The following is an 18,965-nucleotide window of genomic DNA, read 5'->3' on the forward strand; positions in this document are numbered from 1 at the left end:
GTAGATAGCTACAGAAAACGCCTAAACATATTTTTTTATCTAAATCGGTTTGTTTATTTGTTACTGTTCATTCAACTTATGTGTATAATAAACGCTAGGTAAACAATACACACAAATATAAACGATAACGTTTATAATAAACAATTATGTTTATTTTGCAAGGTATTTATATGGATATAAAATTAAAAATAGGGTTAAGAATTAAAGAGTCGCGAAAAAACAAAAAATTCACTGCAGTGCAGTTGGCTGAAGTCACTGGTTTTTCAGCGCAACGAATTAGTAATTGGGAACGAGGAACAAGAACGCCCAGGTTTAAAGATGCAGAAATACTCGGTAGTGCATTGGGTGTTTCTCCAACATGGTTATTATTTTTAGATATTGACCACAAACCTATGAAGGATCATCCCTTCCAAACGATCCCTATAATCAATGCCTCATCTAAAATTGAAGGTTACCTCCCAATACCTTCATCAATTCAAGACAACATAACGCATGATGATTTTGCTTTTATTGTGCACGATAAAAGTATGTCTCCTATTTATAATGCAGGTGACCTAGTTACTTTCTGTAAAGAAAAACAGAACCACTGCGATTTAGTACTGATTCATATTAACGCTACAGAAGAGAACTTATTTAGAAAAATAAGCTCAGAAGACAATACGTTTATATGCTCACCTATCAATCCGGACTGGCCACAAATTCGATTTGAATCAGCATCAATGTTTCAAATAATAGGTTGGGTAAAGAATGGGGCTAAAGTATTTTATTAATTAATGAATAAAGAATTTCCTATCTTTACAATCATTAAGATCTCATCATTTGAAAACCCCTTTTTCAGAACAAGCTTATTTAAAGATATCCCAAATATATCGGATAATGTAACAAGATTGTGTTCTGTACTGCTTAAGATTGTATCAATAACCTGAGTCGCAATACGCTCTCCATTAATAACCTGTTCACTTACAATCTTCATGATTAAAATCCTTATTACGACAACAACAACGTACTTTACTTATTTGACAAGCTTGATTTGATTAGAGCATAATATGTTTGTCATTTATATCACTAAAATCTTTGGCAAATACGCATTTTAATTCAAAATAAAAAGCAAATTAATTAACAAAAAGACTAATATGGAATTTTGTAGGAATTTTACTAGAGTTTGTTGGGATGAAATTAGAGAGGAAGTAAAACGCTCTAATCCTGAGTTTTTTTTCTTAGTTGATGAAATTGCGCCAGGAAAAGATTTCCCACTATATGTTTTTAACTTTGGATATGGTGATTTAATTGGTGATTCTGAAACCTTTTATATTCCGCACCAAGGAAAGCTTCAAACTCTTAATAATTTTTCATCTCAAGAACCAATTACTAAAGACCTCTTTTATGGATTTCACAGTTGTCCATTAGGTCTTGTATTAGATAAGTGCTTTGAATGGTACTTAAGAGGTGATTCAGAAAATGAAACGCATCCTGTTTACATAGATAAGAAAGGGGATTTTTTTAACATTGGACATGTAACCCAGATAAAACCACTTAAACGATACTTGCCTAATGGCATACTGTCTGTAAAAGCTGGGGCACAAACCACTCTTGTAATACAAAATATTGGATGCAAAAGAAGCCATAATCGTCTTATTCGATCTGGAATTGATTGCACCATCCCCAATTCATACCATGATCACAGTGAATTTTTTAAACGAATTTACCAATCTTGCCCTGCTGAAAGTAAATGGAGGGCCTCTATTGTTTACTTCTCTGAAAAATGGATAGATAACATTGTTAATAATCCTGAGTGGATCAATATTAATAAATATTTCTTTAAGTATTATCTACATTATTATGCTTACACCTACTATGGGGACTATTATCAACATATTTTTAGGGTTGCTTTTGATAAGTCAAATTTAGAACGAGATTTTTTTATTCAAGATACCGCTAAATATATCTTTGAAATTCTCATAGGTGAAAAATATGGGTTTTCGTTTACCAATACCGATGAGTTCTTGCCTGCATCATGGATAGGCTACGTTTTAAAAGACATTTATAAGCTAAAAACAGAACCGTCTATATTAATACCTAAAAAACATGTTGAAAAAAATCCAGTATATTTTTCGCTTCAACATCCTATTTTTCGACCATATCAAGGGTTGTCCAGAAAAAGAGCGACTCTAATTTCTGAGCTTGAAAATATGAAAATCGTTACAAATAAATATAAAGAACTATTTTCCTCTAATCATGAAGAATGGGCTGGTACAATTCTTGAAGAAAAAGCCAAAAAAGCTCAATTTGTTTATTACCATGGGTTTGAGAATAAAAAAAATTGGCTTTCGGACATTCATCATTTATTAAAAAATGATTCTGGAGTGCATCATTTAAGCAATGACACTTTTTGTCAAGATGCGCCTTTTTTTAAAGGATGCATCTCAATAAACAGCTTCTAATCGCTGTGCTCTTTTAGAATTAAATACTAAGAAGGCACTCATGAAACAAAGCAAAGAAGATATTGTCCAAGCACTTTGGGCATTGAAATAATACATTGCTACTCCTGATATGAGAGGGCCAATCATCATGCCTAATGCATATGCGCTGCGCCACGCCCCTATACCTAGGCCACTGTGGTTAGAGCTTCCATATTGATGACATAATGCAACGGAGTACGCCATAAACAACATTTCACCAAGAGTAAATACTAAAAGCGAACAAAACATTCCTTGTATTGTAGAAGACAGGCCCATAGCAAACGTTGACACCCCTAATAAAATACAGCCGATACAAGCAACTATATGTTTATTGAATCGCTCAATCCTTTTTGATAATTTTACTTGAAATAATGCGATTAAAATGGGATCAGTTGCGAAAAAAAATCCAATGATTAAAGAATTTCCTATTGTTTCGTTTAAGTGAATGCCTAGTACTGTTTTTTGTATCCCATAAGTTAAACCGATGCAAAATACTGAAAATAACATTGGAATAAGCGAGCTATAGACTGACTCAATTTCTTCTTTATTACTGGGTTTTGCGGCCACATCCTGATTACTGATTTCTAATTTTAGAAAAATAACTATTGAAAACAATATCAAAGTAACGCCGACCAAAGTCATTGCTAATTTAAAATGATTTTGCGCTAAAAGCATTATCAAAACCATTGCCACAATACCACCAGTATTTTCCAGTGCATTTTTATAGGATTGGGCAATCGTTAAACTGTGATTGGTATTTTTTGAAATCTGCAAGAAAGATGAGTTACTGCAAGTGATGAACAAGTTGATCCCAAATCCCATTAACAATACAAAGACAACAGATAAATGAAAAGAACTCACTTTTGCTAGAATAACAAATGCGACGCCCATGAGTAAGAAACTTGCCCCAATTATACCCTTTGCTTGTGCTTTTCCCGTAACGTATCCACCACATATACTGCCCAAAATAGCTCCAATCCCCATTGAAAAGCCTAAGAAGCCTATATTTAATTTATTAAAATTGGTGCTTACACTAAAAAAATACGCAATATGGTAAGATAGGCCGCCTCCAATAGCCTCTATAAAAGAAAGAGCCAATAATAATTTACAAGTGACTGGTAAATCACTAAAAGAGAACCCTACTTTAGAAGAGCTGACTGTTGAGCTCATTGTAATCCCTCACATTAAATAAAAATTAGATACATCCACTAAACTATGCCACTTGATTTAATAACCTTAATGCATCAGAACTCGGCATTCGTTGTATTTTATCGGGAGGAATATACAAAGTAGACAGTGTTGTTAACTCTTGCCTATCAAGTTGCTCTAAATCAAATTCAGATATCTTTGGATGAGTACCAGGATAAAGAGCGGCTTCGTAAATAACCGCTTTTTTTTCTTTTTTATAGAGTTCGATTAATTTTTTTTTAATAAAATTAAGAGCCTCAAAATTGATTTTATTTGTTGGTAAACCCAGATTTCCAACCATACCAATCTGGTAAATTACTACATGAGAAGAAGGATCTACTACTTTATCATATAGAAGATATTCCGTAGCATCAAAGGATTGGATACCTCCAGATGCGGGATCAAACCTAAGATCGGCATATAAACAATCTTGAGTTGAAATACCAGGGCACACCACTGTTTTAATGCTATCATCAAGCATAGACAAAGCGAGCAAGCCAGGAGTAGCAAACACACATGGATGACCATATATAACAACACATAATGATCGTACATCTTCTATCGCGCTATAAATATATTGTGCAATATTATTATAAGCACTTTCTCTTGATTTAGAGTTAAAGTATATTTCATCCAGTGACTCTGATGATTTCGCTAATTTACGAATATAGCGCTCTAGCAAGGGTTCATTAACTAAGTAGATTACCTTATCACAAGTAGAAATATATCCTTTTGCTTCTTCTGTAATATGAGCTATTGTTTTAATTCCAGTACCAACTAACGCTACAACTTTCACTTAAATCCTTATTTGGTCACTGGAAAAACATGGCTCATATCCGGATACGGGATCACATGGCTCATATCCGAAAAATTCTTTTTATCAGTGATTAACTCCCTGATCTTATGTGTATCTGAGTTTTTATATGATTCAACCAAGCTTTTACTTAAAACCCAATCCTCTAAAGCCACTGTATCAAGGAGTGGATTTTTCACCAATGCCTCAACTGCATCTAATAATTCCATAGTCCCTCCAAAATTTGGCAATCAAAATTTTGCACTATTTATTTTATAAAAATTTAAATCATTATCCTATCAAAAATCAATCATTATCAAGAAATCTTTTATTTCAAATAACATGTCCGTGCATAGAATATCATTACGGATTGACTCATATTATTCCACAAATGTATGTTTTTTTGAACACAAATTATTTTGCGCTTGCCTCAATGTCTACGGTTTTTTTACTTCCTAAATTATTTAATGTTATCCTCCTCAATCATATGATAATAATCAATAAGGACTCTATTTGACGAGTTTACAGATAATATCCCATTTTTTTCCATTTTTTTGGCCGAAAAATAATTTTAAAAAAAAGTTTCGGGTCATATTTTCATTATTTTTGGTTTTCACAACACTCGCCTTAAATTTAATTGTACCCATTTTTTTTAAAGATATAGTAACTGCATTATCCGGTACGATAAGGACATCGAGCATGATGATTATCTCGCTGATCTGCTGTTATGGATTACTCTGGATGCTGGCAAGATGCAGTGAAAAAATTCGCGAGATGCTTTCTTTTGTAAACATAAGTACAACAATTGCGGATTATAGTACTCATGTCTTTGCACACCTTCATGCTTTAAATTACAAATTTCATCTGGATAAGGAAACCGGAAAAATAACCAGCGCTATCAGTCGCGCACAGCTTGCAATCGCGATGCTTATCTCGAACATATTGTTTCGGATTGTGCCTGTTTTTTTAGAAATTCTCTTCGCTTTTTTAATCATTTGGCACTTCTATGGCTTAAGCTATGGCCTCTATCTAATTATTATTTTGGGAATCTATCTTGTTTTTAATGGACTCACTCAAAAAAAATCCACAGTCCTGCAAAAAAATTGTAGCATTGCTGAATTAAATGTAAGTTCCGCAATTACCGACAGCCTACTCAACACAGAAACTGTAAAATACTACAACAGTCAAACCGTAGAACATAAAAAAATAGACCAATTTTTACAAGAAAGCGTTCATGCAAATACAGCATTATTTAGTGGAAACGGTACATTTTTGGTGATACAAACACTCATTATTGCGGGGGGTCTTGCCTTTTTGTCCTATAAAGTAGGGTACCAAATTTTAATTGGACAGTTAAAAATTGGTGACTTTGTCCTGATTAATGGCTATTTATTACAGTTATTTGAACCTTTAAGCGAAGCTAGTGTGCGTTGGCGAGATACCAAAAATGATTTATCCAAAATAGAATATTCAGCCTATTTATTAGATCAAACCGATGAAGTTGAACAAGACCATCCTGATGCAAAACCTTTATTCATTACCGGCCCGCATGTTCACTTTAAAAACGTCACTTTCGGTTACCAACCAGAACACCCCATTTTAAAAAATGTAAGCTTCGAAGTTCCACCCGCAAAGATGACAGCTATTGTGGGACCCAGCGGATCGGGTAAATCAACGATTGCACGATTATTGCTGGGATTATTTGAAGTCACTCAGGGACAAATACTCATAGATGACCAGGATATTACTGCTGTGAGCAAGCATTCATTACGCCAACAAATCGGAATTGTTCCACAAGAAGTTCTACTCTTCAACAATACGTTGAGGTTTAATCTCTGCTACGGTGCTCTAAATATCTCCGAGCGTGAAATCAATAACGTAATCCAACTGGCGCACTTGGAAGAGATGGTAAAAAACCTCCCCAAAGGAATTGAAACCAACATCGGTGAAGGGGGTTTTAAATTATCAGGAGGAGAACGCCAGAGGATTGGAATAGCAAGATGTTTATTACGCAACCCGAGTATTTTGTTATTTGATGAAGCAACCGCATCGCTCGACACGCAGACTGAAAAAAATATCCAGGAAAATATTGAGGAAGTTACAAAACATACCACCAGTATAGTCATTGCACATCGTTTGAGTACGATTATTCATGCTGACAACATTCTTGTTTTACAAGACGGAGAAATCGTAGAAGCTGGAACGCATCAAGAATTAATCGAGAAAAAGGGATTATATTACTCCATGTGGAATAGCCAGCAGCAAAAGAGTGCATCATGATGAATGAAAGTTTACCCAGCATTAAAGAAACTATCTACTATCTTTGGCCTTGCGTTTGGACAAAGAACAGCCTAAGAGGAAAAATTCACGTTGTCTTGGCTCTCTTATTTATATTGATTTCCATTGCACTAAATTTGTGTGTCCCCATTTTTTTAAAAGAAGCCATTAATGCACTCTCTGGACATGCCCTATTTTTAAACAGCACCCCTTTAGTCATCATTCTGACTTATGCATCGGTTTGGGGTGCATCCAAAGCTTGTATCACCCTCAGTCAAGTAATAGCTTTTCCTGTAGAATTAGAAGGGGCGAGAAAATTTTGTTTAGAACTTTTTGATCACGTACAAGCGCTTTCCACAAAATTTCATAGAGAACGTAAATCAGGCGAAATTCTTACAATCATAGAACGTTCACACTCGTCTGCTGTTGATCTTATTGGTCGACCTATTGTGATGATATTGCCGGTTCTTATAGAAATAATTTTTGCTATGATTTTTTTGAGCTATTTTTATGATCTTTTTTTTGGATTGGTTCTATTGTTGATGCTGGTTTCTTATATCTTGCTAAGCTATTACACCGCTCAATGGATTGTAAAATGCAGAATGAAGCAAAACAATGAAGATGCATCTGCAAACGCCTATCTGGTGGAAAGCCTGTTGCATGCGGATACCGTGAAATATTTTAATACCCAACAGGATGAAATCAATACAGCTGCTCAAAAATTACAAGAAAAGGCCTGTGCAGATACTCGAGCATTAAATGCCGATGCAAAAATTCATCTTATGCAAAATGTCATTGTCGGTATGTGTGTTATTATTATGCTCTTACTTGCTGGCAGCCGAGTCATTGCAGGGAGCATGAATGTCGGAGATTTTGTACTGGTCCATGGCTATTTATTCATGTTCATGCTGCCATTATCCATGCTAGGCTATCGAATTCGTGTTACCCGAGATGATTTAGCTCGTTTTCAAACCGCGATTCAGTTGCTGAAAATTCCTATCGATATTCAAGACCAACCCAATGCCAGAACACTTAAGTACAAAGAAGGAAAAATCCAATTTGATCACGTCCATTTTACTTATAATGAACATCGAAAAATTCTTGATGACGTTAGCTTTATAGTTGAACCCGGTACCACTACTGCAATCGTTGGATCCTCAGGATCCGGCAAATCCACTCTCGCAAGATTAATCTTTCGGCTTTACGATTTGAATTCGGGGAGTATTCAGATTGATGGGCAAAATATTAGCAATATCCAACATGCATCACTCAGAGCAATACTCGGTATTGTTCCTCAGGAAACTGCTTTATTCAATGATACCTTAAGAAATAACCTGATATATGGAAATCCGCATGTCACTCATGATGAATTGGCGGATGCAATACAAGCAGTACATCTTGACAGGTTCGTGGCAAAACTGCCTGATGGGTTAGAAACCAGAGTTGGTGAGCGCGGATTAAAATTGTCTGGTGGCGAAAAACAGCGAGTGGCCATCGCTAGAATGCTGCTTAAAAAACCTAAAATTTTTATTTTTGATGAAGCAACATCTTCACTGGATATGAAAACAGAGAAAGACATTCAGACCTGTCTCAAACAGATATCGATCAACACAACAACACTTATTATTGCACATAGACTTTCTACAGTAACGCATGCAGATAATATTCTGGTACTCGCTAAAGGTGTGATTATTGAGCAAGGTACCCACAATGAACTACTAAATCAAAATGGTGCCTATGCTCAATTGTGGAAAGCTCAAAGTCAAAATAAAATTGACACAGGGTCTATTAATGGCTTTGTTCCTTAGCTCATTATCCTCCGAAAAATACCTCTATATTTTGAGGAGGATAATGCTTGGTTATGCTGTGACACCAATGGAGGCGGCATTATGAATATAAAACAAAACGACACATCAACCACTCCCCCTATTTTATATGGTACAGCATGGAAAGAAGATGACACAAAACGTTTGGTGCTCCAGGCACTCAACTCAGGATTTCGAGGGATTGATACTGCCAATCAACGTAGGCATTATTTTGAAGAAGCCGTGGGTGATGCAATTGATCAATTTTTAACAACTAGTCAAAAAACACGCAGTGATTTATTTCTACAAACAAAATTTACCTCTGTACATGGCCAAGATCATAGAAAACCTTATGATGAATTTGATTCATTGACCAACCAGGTCAAGCAATCCTTTGCAAGCTCACTAGAACATTTACAGACAGACTACATTGACGCCTATATACTTCATGGCCCTTCACTATCTCATGGAATAATCGATGCAGATTTAGAAATTTGGCAGGCCATGGAAGAGCTGGTGTGTAGTAGAAAGGTAAAGTTTCTCGGCATTTCTAACGTTAATATGGTACAAGTTGAAGAACTATATAGAAAAGTCTCTATAAAGCCGTCGTTTATACAAAATAGATGTTTCGCCATAACACAATGGGATCAAGACGTTAGGACATTTAGTCAAAAAAACAAGATTATCTATCAAGGATTTTCTTTGCTCACTGCGAATCAGCGGTATTTATTAAACCCTCACATGCAATCACTTGCTGTAAAATATGATAAAACCATCCCGCAAATTATATTTCGCTTTGCAAACCAAGTGGGGATATTGCCTTTAACCGGCACTACAAATCAACAACACATGGATAATGATTTAAACATATATGACTTTGAGCTTACACAAGAAGAAATTCAATATATAGAAAATATAGGATTATAAGTGAACCAATATGACCATTAAAATTGAAACACCAAGGATGCTTTTGCGTTTAATTAAGGATGAGGACTTAGATCAAGTTGCTCAGCTTCATGCAGACCGAGAAGTTAGAAAATTCTTTCCTGATGGAACACAAGATCGCGAGCAGACTAAGCGAAGAATAAAACAGATTATGAACCTTTATGGAGATAAAGGATTGCCTGGTTTTGTTATATTCAATAAGGTGACTCATGAATTCATTGGACGATGTGGATTTGGGCCAATTGAAACAGGGGAAATTGAAGTTGGATACCTTATTGTAAGAAAATTTTGGGGTATGGGTTATGCATCTGAAGCACTAGAGGCACTTCTTGAATGGAGTAAAATAAATATCAATTCTGATTATATTATTGCTTTTGCGCCACTCAAACATAGTGCATCACATCGAGTAATGGAGAAGTGTGGTATGGAATATTATAAAGATGAACTTGGTCATGGTGTTGAGTGTAAATTTTATCGTTCCAAAAATAAATAATTTATAAAACAGGTCAATTAGCATGACAAAAATTACAACAGATGAAGCCGCGTTAAAATTAGCTGTACTTATTGATGCTGATAATGCTCGAGCAGTTATTATTGATGGTCTTTTAACTGAGATTGCTGGTTATGGAGATGCTATCGTAAGGAGAATTTATGGCGATTTCACCTTACCATCTAGCGCACAATGGAAAAAGGTATTGCATAAATACGCTATAAAACCAGTACAGCAGTTTGCTTTTACTTCTGGAAAAAATGCAACAGATAGTGCACTTATTATTGATGCTATGGATCTACTTTATACGCATCGTTTTGGTGGTTTTTGTATCGTGTCAAGTGATAGTGATTTTACAAGTCTTGCTAACCGTATTCGTGAAGAAGGGTTGCAAGTTTTTGGATTTGGAGAAAAAAAAACACCAGAGGCATTTCGTAATGCCTGCAATAAATTTATTTTCACTGAAGTACTACGCCCTGTAGCACCACCTGATCAATTAATTAGCCAGTCAAAAAAGAGAAAGCAGCCTGTTAAACAAGCAAAAGCTAATGAACCCTCAGCACAAGAATTTCCAAAAGAATTTATTCTAGAAGCATTAAATAACTCATACGATGATACTGGTTGGGCATACATAGGAACATTTGGTGGCTATTTAACTAAGTTAAAACCAGACTTTGATTCCAGGCTTTATGGTTTCAAAAAGCTGAGTGATTTGGTTAAGGGAAAACCGGAGATTTTTGAAACGGAAGAACGAGTCAATCCTGGATCGAACACAAAAGTTTTATATTTACGTGGTAGACAAGAATAACGTGGAAATAATTAATGAATCTATTAGAAAAAATTGCAGCATTAGAAAATGAAGCTACTGAATTTGGTTTTCAGTGGGAAACGACCGATCAGATTATGACTCAAATCCAAAGTGAGTGTATTGAAGTCGATGAGCATTTAAAAGCAGGAATTAATGATAACTCATCTGCTTTGCAGGAAGAAATAGGTGACCTATTGCATGCCGTGTTTTCACTGTGTGTATTTTGTAAATTAGATCTCAAAGATACACTGCAACAAACCGTGGAAAAATTTGAGCGGCGGCTCCGCGCTGTCAAAATGATTGCTCATGAAATGAAACTCATTAATTTGGAAGGACAAACTTTTGATGAGTTGATGTCTATCTGGAAACAAGCAAAGAGCAGAGTAGGTTAACGCTGGGTGAGCATGACTTGTAAATTGGGTAGCCGAAATGTAGATTCAGCATAAAATCACAAACGCGCAATTGTCCTGCGCTTGATAAAATATTTTCATGCTCGCATAAATTTCCGTACAAAATTAATGAATAAAATCAACCTATAAAAAGAAGACAGGTCGGGTAACAGGATCGAGTTGCCCCGATCCCGTCCCCTAAGAACCTTACTATTACCCATAAGTCTATAAATTATAAGAAAAACTTTTTCTTTAATTTAACTCTCTGTTATAAATAAGGGCAGTATTTTGACTGATAATGAGAGCAAATGATAAAAGGGAATCAAAATAACTCATCTTCTGGATGGGCAGAGAGTGAGTTCGGAATAGTTAATTTTGGTGATAAACGATTAAGTAAAAGACTTCTAAAAATAGCAGATAGCTTTGCCAACTCCCCTGAATGTTCAATAAATCGAGCATGTGACGATTGGCATCAAAGTAAAGCAGCTTATAGATTTTTTCAAAATGATGCTGTATCGGAAAGAAAAATCCTTGATAGTCATATCACTAAAACTATTGAAAGAGCCAAGAACTATCCAACTATTTTAGCCATCCAGGATACGAGTTATATTTCTTATAAAAATCATAAAAAGACTGAAGGATTAGGAATTATAGCAGCTAGAGTTCGCTCTAAAACAACTAATTTTCAAACTCATGGATTGGTAATGCATACCACATTTGCAGTAACTACAGAAGGCCTGCCTATAGGATTACTGGATCAAAAAATTAGTTCTAGACCGCTTTTAGATGAGACAGTAAAGGAGTTGAAAAAAAGAAGTCATAATATCGCTCTTCCTATAGAGGAAAAAGAAAGTATGCGTTGGATCGAGTCTCTCGAACACTCTAATAATTATCCGGATTTAAAAAATGCTAAGGTGGTTACTGTTTGTGATAGAGAGGCAGATATTTATGATTTATTTGAAGTAGCATCGACAAATCAATGTCCTTTTGTAGTGAGGGCACGTCAAGATAGAACAGTAAATAAGACATCAATTTACTCTAAAAAAAGTGGTGAAAAATTATGGGATTTGGTGAGTGGTTCGCCTTGTCGGGGGGAAATTCAAGTCACTATTCCTGCTCGAGATAATAAGCCTAAAAGAACAGCAACATTAGAAGTAAGGTTTGATCATTTTGTGATGAACCCTCCTAAAAATAACGTGAAACGTAAAACCAGAACACTCCCTGATTTAAAACTAAATGCAGTGTATGTCATAGAACAATCTCCTCCTCTGGGCGAAGAGCCTATGAATTGGATGTTGTTGACCAACATAGACATTAATAATTTTGAAGAGGCAGTAGAAAAAATACAATGGTATTGCTTAAGATGGAGGATAGAAATTTTTCACAAAATCTTAAAATCTGGTTTTAAAGTTGAAGAATGCAGGCTCGGTGCAGCCGATAGATTAGTTCGCTTTCTTACAATAATGAGTGTCATTGCATGGCGAATTTTTTTTATCACACTAGTTGCTAGAGAAAGCCCCGATCTTCCTTGTTCGTTCTTATTGGCTAATGAGGAATGGAACGTCTTGTATACCAAAATACATCATACAAAACACTATCCTGAAACACCACCCACAATAAAAGAAGCCGTGAAATGGATAGCTCAGCTAGGCGGCTTTTTAGCCCGTAAAAACGATGGGGAACCTGGTCCTATAACATTGTGGAGAGGATGGAAAAGATTAGTCGACCTTGCGGAAGGTTGGAATCTTGCTCTTTCTTAGTTATGGGTAATAGTAAGCCTAAGAACGCAGCATGCGACTTTCACCGCACTACGCTCAAGCCTTTCTGAAGCTATTCACCCAGCAGGTATTCGCTACCAATAACATTCAATTGTTTGTCCTTTATTCGTTGAACAAAGGAGCAGTCTTTAGCCCATTTTTTTCTATCTTCAAAGTATTTAACATACTCGGGTAGATAGGGGTTGGCGCTCGACCTAATTTTGACGTGTCGTTGTATTTTTATATCCATCATTTTGTTAATACAAACATACTTCTTCGTACCGTCCTTGGCCTTAACCACGTCACTAAAAATCCAGCGCCTTGTAAGGCTACGATTTCGAAAATAACGATCCATTGCTTTATAGCGATTATGACCACTAAACTTCCTCATCGTCCAACGGAATGTTTCTTGATATATGTAATTATCCAGTTCGGAAAATGTTGCTTTTGAGACGACTTTTCGATGATAGTTAGCCCATCCTTTTATGATAGGATTCAGCGCTGAGATAAGCTCCGAGCCTTTCCAACCATATCCTTTCTTGACGGTCTCTTTGATTTTCATTTGTACGGATTTAATGCTGTCTTTTGAGGGCGTAGTTAAGAACTTACCCTTATATTTCCTGACATTAAATCCGAGAAAATCAAAGCCTTCCTCGATATGCACAATTTTGGTTTTTTCCTGTGACAATGAAAGACCTCGTTGTGCAAGAAAGTTTGAAATTATCGGCATCACTTTTTCTTTGAGGATATCAGGACTGTTTGCAGTTACGATGAAATCATCGGCAAAACGAATATAATTTATTTTATTGCCTTGCCCACAGCCGGAGTGAATTTCCCTCTCAAGTCCGTCTAGAACCATATTTGCGAGCAGTGGTGAGGCTGGACCACCTTGCGGAGTACCTCGTGCTGTTTCAAATAATTGATTCTTTTCCATGTAGCCTGCCTGCAACCACTGTGTTAGCACTCGTTGATCTATTATGATATTACTTTTGAGCCATCCATGATCAATTTCATCAAAACAGGCCTTAATGTCGCCTTCTAAAATCCATTGAGCGCAATTTTTCCGTGCCAAGGTTGCATAGCACTGGTATATCGCGTCATGAGTACTTCGCTTTGGTCTAAATCCATAGGAATTTAGATCAGCTGTAGTCTCTCCAACGGGTTCTAATGCTAACAAATAGAGTGCTTGCATTGCCCGATCTTTCAAAGTGGGTATGCTTAGTGGACGCTCTTTTCCATTCTTCTTCGGGATGTAAATCCTTCGAAGCGGAGTTGCCTTATACCCTCTTGCTTTTAGGTTGCGCACCGCCTCGCATTTTTCTTCTGATGTTGTCCAAACAACACCATCAATACCAGGCGTCTTGCTTCCTTTTGCTGTCGTTACTCGTCTCACTGCAAGAAGTTTTGCGCTGATGGAATTAACCAGCAGCCATTGCAATGACTTCACTTTTCCGTGCTGTTTATTACTCACTGCCTTTGCGATACGCACTTGAAGTCTGTATACATTTTTCTCAATACTAGGCCAGTCGAGCTGATCCCACTTTGTATTTAAGATGAATGCGTCAGGCGCACCAGATAATAAATTATCCGTCATTTGCTTTCCTCACTTCTACAAATTCTGCAAATTCTTTCGCAATGAAAGACCAATCGGACGTGGGCTTCTTTTCAGACCGGGTGACATTGAAACCCGTATCCAACTCATTACAAATTGGCCTTCGCTTTTTCCGATATCCCAAGCCTACACTTCCATAGGCAGCCTTTGCAGGCTACTGTCTTCTTACGAAGAGAAATATAGGGTTTCCAAGTTCCGCTGTTCAAGTAATGCCGGGTTAGGTGTCTGCTCTCGGCCGGAAAGTTTCGTAATCGTGTGGGGTTCGTGTGATTTCCCCAGCTACCTTTCGTACCTTTTGGTTCAAGCGATTCAGCCAATTGCGCTTGTTGCGAGTTACGACCTTTATCACAGATTCACTTATGTTCACCATACCAGCTACCTAGTAGCTATCCCGATTTTGGCTATCAGGTAGATTTACTTCCTTTCGGATGTTAACATCTCACTATCAGCCCTTCAGCTGTAGTTTCACTACATTGTCAGGGAGGCTTTATTAACTCCCGTAGGTTCATCTGACGATACAAATGGTTTTCGAAATTCCTTCCGATTAACAACTCAAAACAGCGACTTATCTTGTCGCACCACACCTTTCGCAACTGGTTGCTGTGTGTGTAACTCATTGTATTTATTCAATATAAAATCATATTTGCAAGAATCGGCTACGAAACACTAAATATTTGCTAAATAGCAATCAAAAACCAGTATGCAAATGTGCATCACTTTTAAATATTTTGTCAGATTTATCTGATGCAGATCTGCATACTGACACTCGTAACCAGTTGAAATATATAGCCTAATATGATCTAATTGTAATTAGGGGTGGCGTGCATGGATGCATCAGCCAGACATCCAACACAATCGAAAAAGAGGTTATATTATGGCTAGAATCACCGTGACCTTACCTGACAATCTTCATAAACAAATAATTAAAATAGCCGGTAAGGAGAATGATTCACTCTCTTATACGACAACACGGCTTGTTGAAATTGGACTGATGGTGATGAACAGTAAGTCTGATAATAAAGATGAGCAGAAGACTACAAACATTGAAGAGTATTGCCAAAAACTCATTATTCAAATTAATGGCATCATCAAAGAAATTGCCGTTGATAAATTTAATTTTGATGATGATAAAATCGTTCAAATAACCAAAGATACCTTAAACAAATTTAATAAATTAAAAGGTATTCAACAGGAATCACTATAGCTTTATCTTGCCCTTAGACTTTTAACATACTCCTCATAATCCGTTGGTCCTAGGTTCAAGTCCTAGTGGGCCCACCAATAAAATCAAGTAGTTACGAGTAGTAAAAACTGAAACGGTCTGAGGGGCACTGATGGGGCACTCAGAAATAACAAATAGCAACTCATCCCAATAACATGGGGCATTTAAAATAAATTCCTTTACCTGCTATTTTTATCAATTTCCTCACTTAACAAGTGTATAGCCTCATTAATTTCATAAGTAATTGCCAAAGAATCCTCTTTAATATCAAAATCAATTTTACCACCACCATGGCCAGCATATTTACTTCTTTTAGCTTGCAAGCACCTTAGTGCTTTCATTATCTTATCTGCATTTGGAGAACCCCAGTTTTTCAAAAGTATCTCCAAACACTCAAGGCTCCTCTTATTCTCTTCAGCATTTACTAATCTACGAATGACCTTTTCCTGTAATCCATCAATAACTAAAATAGTCAAATTCAACAAATAATCTAAATACTCTTTTTTGATATCAGTAATAACTGGGTGAATCTGCTTTAATAGCATATCAATATCACCCCCTTTAGGAGCCCATAATACAAATTTTTCCTTATCTAAAGAATAAGGAGGAAAATTGGCTAATTTTTGTTTTATCGCTCTAAGAGAACTTTCTTCTTCATCGAATTCAGCTAAAAAATCCGTGTTATAAGCGACTTTTGAAATCCCCGCTTTTGGCTCTTCATTATACTGCTTCCAATGAAGCTGTTCTTTATGGGGTAATTGCCCTAAACAATAAATATAAGCGTGCACCTGTCCTTCATCATTTATTGAGTAAGACTTCAAACTCCAACTTCCATAGCAATGAATTCCCCGATCTCTGACCTCATATTTCTCATGATTATTTTTATATTTAGACAATACTTCTGGATTAAAAAATGCTGGGCTTGTCTGAAAAGGTTTACCAGTATCTTTATAGTAATTATCAAGCATTTCTGGAGCACAAGACCATTCGACTATTTTACTATTTTTAAAATCAGTAATAATAAAATTCTCGTATTTCTTAGGATCGCCTTTTTCAATCTGCTCAATTGAATAGACTGTTTGGATTACCTCTGCACCTTTAAACCGTGGTATATCTTCATATTCATAAATTCTTCGTTTGATTCTTGAAGTTTGTAAACTACTAATACTCCATTGCAGAGGACTCTCTAATTCTTTTAACTCAAAAAAACGTACTAAAAAATGATTTGCATAACCCAAGTAATAATCTAATGCTTTTCTTTCAAAAAGTATTAAATTAAAATTCTGCTCAACTATTATTAATGCCCTTGGTTCTACATCACCATCCTCGTTTATTAAATTGAAAGTACCCTTTTCATTATCCAAATACAAACCATTAGCATGAACAAAATGTTGTAATAATTCATATTGGGTAATTAATTTCCCATCTTTATAGTTTGCACGACTGAAGAAAAGTGGCCACATTAAGCTATTATCTAAACCAAACTCGTGTGAAACTTCCATTGAACTACTATAACCATCATCTTCGCTATGCTTGAAGCAAGAAATCGAAGACTCTTTTAAAGGAAAATCTAAGGACAAAATCTCATCTGAATCATATAAATCAAAATTTTCTTGCTCAACGGTAAATGAGTTTAGGAAAATATGATCTGTATATAAATAAACCATTACCCAATCTGCTGAAGTAATATTCAATAATTGATCAGCATCATTTTTGGAGATGGCCGCTCTTATTTGCTTCATAATTGGCTGATATTGCATGGAAACTCTCTTATTCAATATTCTCATCTCTATTTAAAAACTGTATTAACCCATTTAACAAAATCGGTCATATCCATTAAGTCTATTTGCCGTTTTGAAGCATTTGACTGGCTTAAATTAAATTTATCACACTCCTCACGTAGCCAATTTACTGCTCCAGTCTTTGAACCACCCCCGTCAAGTAAAATAATAATATGGGGCTCAAACATTTTTTCAGAACAATTCAAAAACAAATAAGGTAGTTTTTCATCAGCACTCCCAGAAACTTGTTGCCATTTACATTCAATTCTTGTATTTAAGTTATATGCCTTAGATATTAAGACAAACTCGGTGGTACTGGCATGTTTATAAATTCCTTCATATGGCACATTTTTTAATAATAGCTCTTCGCCAAAATTCGAAGGGTTTAATTTCCAATCCTTATAACGAGTTACAGTAAAGCCCTTTTTTGTTAGAGCGAACTCTACTAATCCCTCAAGAACCTTTCCGCTACTATTTGCATATGAACCACCCTGCTTCATGGCAACACCCCTAATTAAATAGGGCAAGCATTTCACGTGCTCGTCCCCTTGTGCTCCCGTTACAACTGATATTCCGTTGCACCTCAAAACTGATAATGCTTGATCCTTGATATAAATTCTGAGTAAAAGCCGTATCATGATTAGATAAAATTACAGGAATCCCCTTCGCAGCCAGTTCTTTAGCTAACTCAACTAATCGTCTCTGGTCTTCTTGTCCAAAAGCTGTGGAATGATATTTTGTAAAATTGGCTGATGCAGATAATGGAACATATGGGGGGTCGCAATAAACTACATCTCCTTTAATAGCTTCTCCCATAATTACGCTATAATCAGCACATTTAAATTCTGCTTTTTCCGCTTTTTGAATAAAAACCAACATTTCATTTTCTGGAAAATAAGGTTTTTTATAATCCCCAAAAGCCGTGTTAAACATGCCAGAACTGTTGTACCTCATGAGGCCATTAAAAGCATGACGATTGAGATAAATAAATAGTGCAGCCTTCAAGTGGCTATCTGTAGTTGAATTAAATTCTGTACGCAATGATAGGAAGGTTGATTTTTTATTAAATTCAGCAGTAAAAAATTGCTTACAAAAATGGATAAAATCATGCTTTTCAAACTTCAAATGTTCAAACAAGTTAATTAGATCAGCATTAATATCAGCGAGTATAAACTTGTTATAGTTCGTATTTAAAAAAACTGCTCCTGAACCTACAAACGGTTCAATCAAACGAGCCCCTTTAGGTAGGCTCGCACGAATTTTATTTATTATCTGGAACTTACCGCCGGCCCATTTTAAAAATGGTCTAATGCGGATTATTGATTCCTTTTCACTATTTTTTATCATTATTTATCCTTTTTATCTAATTTTAGCCTAGTTTAGAAAATTAGGACTCATTTATGCTCTATAATTAAACAGTGGCGCTCCGCCTTATGTTA

General features: G+C 35.9%; 18 protein-coding genes. 10 read left to right on the top strand and 8 right to left on the bottom strand.

Going from position 1 to position 18,965, the window contains the following annotated elements; translation table 11 throughout:
• Nucleotides 1–170: 170 nt before the first annotated feature.
• Entirely contained in the window at nucleotides 171–770 is a 600-nt protein-coding gene (locus tag OQJ02_RS10260; protein ID WP_015444252.1) for a helix-turn-helix domain-containing protein, read from the top strand.
• Here OQJ02_RS10260 and OQJ02_RS10265 read toward each other — a convergent pair.
• Nucleotides 767–973 carry a hypothetical protein gene (locus tag OQJ02_RS10265; protein ID WP_021436844.1) on the bottom strand — a complete coding sequence of 69 codons (207 nt, stop codon included), beginning with the start codon at nucleotides 971–973 and terminating at the stop codon, nucleotides 767–769. The genes OQJ02_RS10260 and OQJ02_RS10265 overlap by 4 nt on opposite strands.
• A 160-nt stretch (nucleotides 974–1,133) precedes the next feature.
• Between OQJ02_RS10265 and OQJ02_RS10270 the strand changes: the two genes are divergently transcribed.
• Nucleotides 1,134–2,441, top strand: coding sequence for a hypothetical protein (locus OQJ02_RS10270; protein WP_010947773.1), 1,308 nt, complete (start codon nucleotides 1,134–1,136; stop codon nucleotides 2,439–2,441).
• Here OQJ02_RS10270 and OQJ02_RS10275 read toward each other — a convergent pair.
• Genes OQJ02_RS10275 through OQJ02_RS10285 form a run of 3 tightly spaced genes read right to left on the bottom strand, consistent with a single transcriptional unit; the run spans nucleotide 2,424 to nucleotide 4,670 of the window.
• Nucleotides 2,424–3,629: an MFS transporter gene (locus OQJ02_RS10275; protein WP_010947774.1), complete on the bottom strand. Its 1,206-nt coding sequence runs from the start codon at nucleotides 3,627–3,629 to the stop codon at nucleotides 2,424–2,426. The two genes, OQJ02_RS10270 and OQJ02_RS10275, sit on opposite strands and share 18 nt — an antisense overlap.
• Nucleotides 3,630–3,672: 43 nt before the next feature.
• Nucleotides 3,673–4,443: an SAM-dependent methyltransferase gene (locus tag OQJ02_RS10280; protein WP_010947775.1), complete on the bottom strand. Its 771-nt coding sequence runs from the start codon at nucleotides 4,441–4,443 to the stop codon at nucleotides 3,673–3,675.
• Between the two features lie 8 nt (nucleotides 4,444–4,451).
• The gene (locus OQJ02_RS10285; RefSeq protein ID WP_015444251.1) at nucleotides 4,452–4,670 is read right to left on the bottom strand and encodes a hypothetical protein; all 219 of its coding nucleotides are present in this window, start codon (nucleotides 4,668–4,670) and stop codon (nucleotides 4,452–4,454) included.
• A gap of 283 nt (nucleotides 4,671–4,953) precedes the next feature.
• Between OQJ02_RS10285 and OQJ02_RS10290 the strand changes: the two genes are divergently transcribed.
• The 7 genes from OQJ02_RS10290 (at nucleotide 4,954) to OQJ02_RS10320 (ending at nucleotide 12,914) form a co-directional block, all read left to right on the top strand.
• Entirely contained in the window at nucleotides 4,954–6,720 is a 1,767-nt protein-coding gene (locus OQJ02_RS10290) for an ABCB family ABC transporter ATP-binding protein/permease (protein ID WP_010947776.1), read from the top strand.
• Entirely contained in the window at nucleotides 6,717–8,525 is a 1,809-nt protein-coding gene (locus OQJ02_RS10295) for an ABCB family ABC transporter ATP-binding protein/permease (RefSeq protein ID WP_010947777.1), read from the top strand. The genes OQJ02_RS10290 and OQJ02_RS10295 overlap by 4 nt, the downstream gene beginning before the upstream one ends.
• Nucleotides 8,526–8,606: 81 nt before the next feature.
• A complete protein-coding gene (locus tag OQJ02_RS10300) occupies nucleotides 8,607–9,449 on the top strand; it encodes an aldo/keto reductase family protein (RefSeq protein WP_010947778.1) in 843 nt (280 codons plus the stop codon).
• Nucleotides 9,450–9,459: 10 nt separating this feature from the next.
• On the top strand, nucleotides 9,460–9,960 hold the full coding sequence (locus tag OQJ02_RS10305; RefSeq protein WP_010947779.1) for a GNAT family N-acetyltransferase: 501 nt from the start codon (nucleotides 9,460–9,462) through the stop codon (nucleotides 9,958–9,960).
• 22 nt (nucleotides 9,961–9,982) lie between these two features.
• Nucleotides 9,983–10,765 (top strand): NYN domain-containing protein, encoded by a 783-nt coding sequence (locus OQJ02_RS10310; RefSeq protein WP_010947780.1) that lies wholly within the window; start codon nucleotides 9,983–9,985, stop codon nucleotides 10,763–10,765.
• Between the two features lie 14 nt (nucleotides 10,766–10,779).
• On the top strand, nucleotides 10,780–11,157 hold the full coding sequence (locus OQJ02_RS10315; RefSeq protein WP_010947781.1) for a MazG nucleotide pyrophosphohydrolase domain-containing protein: 378 nt from the start codon (nucleotides 10,780–10,782) through the stop codon (nucleotides 11,155–11,157).
• Nucleotides 11,158–11,462: 305 nt separating this feature from the next.
• On the top strand, nucleotides 11,463–12,914 hold the full coding sequence (locus OQJ02_RS10320; protein WP_010947782.1) for an IS4-like element ISLpn5 family transposase: 1,452 nt from the start codon (nucleotides 11,463–11,465) through the stop codon (nucleotides 12,912–12,914).
• Nucleotides 12,915–12,984: 70 nt separating this feature from the next.
• Here the strand turns inward: OQJ02_RS10320 and ltrA are convergent, their stop codons facing one another.
• Nucleotides 12,985–14,505, bottom strand: a complete 1,521-nt coding sequence (gene ltrA / locus OQJ02_RS10325; RefSeq protein ID WP_010947783.1) for a group II intron reverse transcriptase/maturase — start codon at nucleotides 14,503–14,505, stop codon at nucleotides 12,985–12,987.
• A gap of 892 nt (nucleotides 14,506–15,397) precedes the next feature.
• On the opposite strand from ltrA, the gene OQJ02_RS10330 reads away from it, so the two are divergent.
• Entirely contained in the window at nucleotides 15,398–15,727 is a 330-nt protein-coding gene (locus tag OQJ02_RS10330) for a hypothetical protein (RefSeq protein ID WP_223499473.1), read from the top strand.
• A 197-nt stretch (nucleotides 15,728–15,924) separates the two neighbouring features.
• Here OQJ02_RS10330 and OQJ02_RS10335 read toward each other — a convergent pair whose 3' ends face one another.
• The 3 genes from OQJ02_RS10335 to OQJ02_RS10345 are packed head-to-tail and all read right to left on the bottom strand — an operon-like array spanning nucleotide 15,925 to nucleotide 18,873.
• Nucleotides 15,925–17,505 (bottom strand): hypothetical protein, encoded by a 1,581-nt coding sequence (locus tag OQJ02_RS10335; protein WP_015444249.1) that lies wholly within the window; start codon nucleotides 17,503–17,505, stop codon nucleotides 15,925–15,927.
• A 29-nt stretch (nucleotides 17,506–17,534) separates the two neighbouring features.
• A complete protein-coding gene (locus tag OQJ02_RS10340; protein WP_015444248.1) occupies nucleotides 17,535–18,026 on the bottom strand; it encodes a PD-(D/E)XK nuclease superfamily protein in 492 nt (163 codons plus the stop codon).
• Nucleotides 18,027–18,036: 10 nt separating this feature from the next.
• The gene (locus OQJ02_RS10345) at nucleotides 18,037–18,873 is read right to left on the bottom strand and encodes a Dam family site-specific DNA-(adenine-N6)-methyltransferase (RefSeq protein WP_010947788.1); all 837 of its coding nucleotides are present in this window, start codon (nucleotides 18,871–18,873) and stop codon (nucleotides 18,037–18,039) included.
• Between the last annotated feature and the right edge of the window lie 92 nt (nucleotides 18,874–18,965).

Origin of the sequence: Legionella sp. PATHC032 (genome assembly GCF_026191185.1) — a bacterium.
Classification (GTDB): Bacteria; Pseudomonadota; Gammaproteobacteria; order Legionellales; family Legionellaceae; genus Legionella.

Bases quoted from the DNA above. Each gene is read 5' to 3' on its own strand.
- OQJ02_RS10340 (WP_015444248.1), bottom strand. From the start codon at position 18,026: ATGAAGCAGGGTGGTTCATATGCAAATAGTAGCGGAAAGGTTCTTGAG.
- OQJ02_RS10305 (WP_010947779.1), top strand. From the start codon at position 9,460: ATGACCATTAAAATTGAAACACCAAGGATGCTTTTGCGTTTAATTAAG.
- OQJ02_RS10270 (WP_010947773.1), top strand. From the start codon at position 1,134: ATGGAATTTTGTAGGAATTTTACTAGAGTTTGTTGGGATGAAATTAGA.
- ltrA (WP_010947783.1), bottom strand. From the start codon at position 14,505: ATGACGGATAATTTATTATCTGGTGCGCCTGACGCATTCATCTTAAAT.
- OQJ02_RS10260 (WP_015444252.1), top strand. From the start codon at position 171: ATGGATATAAAATTAAAAATAGGGTTAAGAATTAAAGAGTCGCGAAAA.
- OQJ02_RS10335 (WP_015444249.1), bottom strand. From the start codon at position 17,505: ATGCAATATCAGCCAATTATGAAGCAAATAAGAGCGGCCATCTCCAAA.
- OQJ02_RS10320 (WP_010947782.1), top strand. From the start codon at position 11,463: ATGATAAAAGGGAATCAAAATAACTCATCTTCTGGATGGGCAGAGAGT.
- OQJ02_RS10310 (WP_010947780.1), top strand. From the start codon at position 9,983: ATGACAAAAATTACAACAGATGAAGCCGCGTTAAAATTAGCTGTACTT.
- OQJ02_RS10295 (WP_010947777.1), top strand. From the start codon at position 6,717: ATGATGAATGAAAGTTTACCCAGCATTAAAGAAACTATCTACTATCTT.
- OQJ02_RS10330 (WP_223499473.1), top strand. From the start codon at position 15,398: ATGGCTAGAATCACCGTGACCTTACCTGACAATCTTCATAAACAAATA.
- OQJ02_RS10345 (WP_010947788.1), bottom strand. From the start codon at position 18,873: ATGATAAAAAATAGTGAAAAGGAATCAATAATCCGCATTAGACCATTT.
- OQJ02_RS10265 (WP_021436844.1), bottom strand. From the start codon at position 973: ATGAAGATTGTAAGTGAACAGGTTATTAATGGAGAGCGTATTGCGACT.
- OQJ02_RS10300 (WP_010947778.1), top strand. From the start codon at position 8,607: ATGAATATAAAACAAAACGACACATCAACCACTCCCCCTATTTTATAT.
- OQJ02_RS10285 (WP_015444251.1), bottom strand. From the start codon at position 4,670: ATGGAATTATTAGATGCAGTTGAGGCATTGGTGAAAAATCCACTCCTT.
- OQJ02_RS10315 (WP_010947781.1), top strand. From the start codon at position 10,780: ATGAATCTATTAGAAAAAATTGCAGCATTAGAAAATGAAGCTACTGAA.
- OQJ02_RS10275 (WP_010947774.1), bottom strand. From the start codon at position 3,629: ATGAGCTCAACAGTCAGCTCTTCTAAAGTAGGGTTCTCTTTTAGTGAT.